This window comes from Arthrobacter sp. Y3223164, assembly GCF_059091005.1.
In genome coordinates this window covers 1-2001 of sequence record NZ_JBNHGF010000448.1, presented here as the reverse complement: position 1 = coordinate 2001, position 2001 = coordinate 1, and the positions used below count along the sequence as shown (strand labels likewise).

Annotated in this window: 2 protein-coding genes; both read left to right on the top strand. The window is 71.8% G+C overall.

Annotated features, from left to right (window positions below; genetic code table 11):
* The coding region (locus tag AC5RUJ_RS15225; protein WP_494156137.1) for a FecCD family ABC transporter permease at nt 1-1057 on the top strand (1057 nt) is incomplete at its 5' end.
* On the top strand, nt 1054-2001 hold a 948-nt coding region (locus AC5RUJ_RS15220; RefSeq protein WP_494156136.1), incomplete at its 3' end, for a FecCD family ABC transporter permease. The genes AC5RUJ_RS15225 and AC5RUJ_RS15220, both read left to right, overlap by 4 nt.

Here is a 2001-nt window from a genome sequence, read left to right as displayed (position 1 = left end):
CGCTTCGGGCGGCGCCAACGGGACCGGCAGGCCGTCCTCCACCGCTCCCGGTGCGGCACGGCTGCCGCGCAGGGTGCTGGTGGGTATCCCGGCCGCCCTGGTGGTGCTGGCGCTGATCTGCTGTGCCTCGCTGGCCCTCGGGGCGCGCCCCATCGGCGTGGAGACGTTTATCCAGGCCTTCGTTGCCTTCGACCCCGCCAACGGAGACCACGCCGTGGTCCACTCGCGCATCCCGCGGACCGTCACCGGACTGCTGGTGGGAGCGGCCTTGGGCGTCGCCGGCGCCGCCATGCAGGGCGTGGCGCGCAACCCGCTGGGCGATCCCGGCATCCTGGGCGTAAACGCCGGGGCCGCGCTCGCGGTCGTCGCGGGCATCTTCCTGTTCGGCGTGACGCAACTTTCCGGCTACGTCTGGTTCGCGTTCGCCGGTGCCGCGCTCGCTGCCGTGCTGGTCTACGGGGTGGCCAGCATGGGACGGGAAGGCGCCACCCCGATCAAGCTGGCGCTGGCCGGAGCCGCCCTGTCCGCGGGGCTGAGCTCGCTGATGTACTCGGTGCTGGTGACCAACCAGGACACGCTGGAGGGGTTCCGCTACTGGCAGGTGGGATCGGTGGCCGGCCGCGGCTGGGACCTGATCGGCCAGGTGGCCCCGTTCATCGCCGTCGGACTGGTGGTCACGCTGTTCACCGGGAGGATCCTGAACAACTTGTCGCTGGGCGACGACGTGGCCCGGGGCCTGGGCCAAAAGGTGGGCCTGTCCCGTGCCATCACGGCGCTCGGCGTCGTGATCCTGTGCGGCGCGGCGACCGCCATCGCCGGCCCGATCGCCTTCGTGGGCCTGATCATCCCGCACATGGTCCGCGCCCTGACCGGACCCGACTACCGCTGGATCCTGCCCTATTCCATGGTGCTGGCACCCGTGCTGCTGGTCGGCGCCGACGTGGCCGGCCGCTTCCTTGCGCCGCCCGGCGAGATCGAAGCCGGCATCACCACCGCAGTGATCGGCGCGCCCGTGTTCATCTGGCTGGTCCGGCGGCGGAAAGCGGCCGGGCTGTGAGCAAGGTGGACACCCCGCGCGGGAAGCGCCCGGAATCGGCGCAGCAGGCGCCCGAGGCCGCCACGCCCCAGGCCGCCACGCCCGAGGCCGCCATGTCCCAGGCTTCGGACCGGCCAGTGCAGGGTTTATCGTCGAGGGCAGGGTATATGGACGGTGCACTCGAAGATTTACCCCGCACCCGCGGAGGCGGCGGCCAGCGAGCCGCGGCTTCCGTCAGGGCCGGACGACGCAGCCGGCGGCGCGCGGCGCTCATCGCCGCCCTGGCGGGCATCGTCGTCGTCCTGTTTTTTGTCAACGTCCTGCTGGGCAGCTACACCGTGACCATCCCGGACTTCTTCCGGCTGCTGGCCGGCGAACAGATCCCCGGGGCCAGCTTCATCGTTATGGAGCACAAGCTGCCGCGGGCCGTGATCGGCGTGCTGGTCGGGCTCGCGTTCGGCCTGGCCGGAAGCATCTTCCAGACCATGCTGCGGAACCCGCTGGCCAGCCCGGACATCATCGGCATCAGCTACGGGGCCAGCGCCTCCGCCGTGACCGCGATCGTCGTGTTCGGCGCGGCCGGCGCCGCGGTCTCCGTCGCCGCCATGGCCGGGGCGCTGGTGGTGGCGGGAGGAATCTACGCGATCTCGTACCGCTCCAGCACGGTGTCCGGGGCGGCCGGATCGCGGCTGATCCTGGTGGGCATCGGCTTCGCGGCGGTGATGCAGGCGCTGGTCAGCTACCTGCTGACCCGCACGGATATCCGCACCGCCCAGGGCGCGCTGGTCTGGCTCAACGGGTCGCTGAACTCCAGCAATTGGGACCGGGCCACGGTCCTGGTGGCCGGGCTGGCCGTTCTGTTCGTGGCCGTGGCACTGTTGGCGCGCAGCCTGCACGGCCTGGAAATGGGCGACGACGCCGCTGCCGCGCTGGGTGTCCGGGTGGCCCCGGCCCGGCTGGGCCTG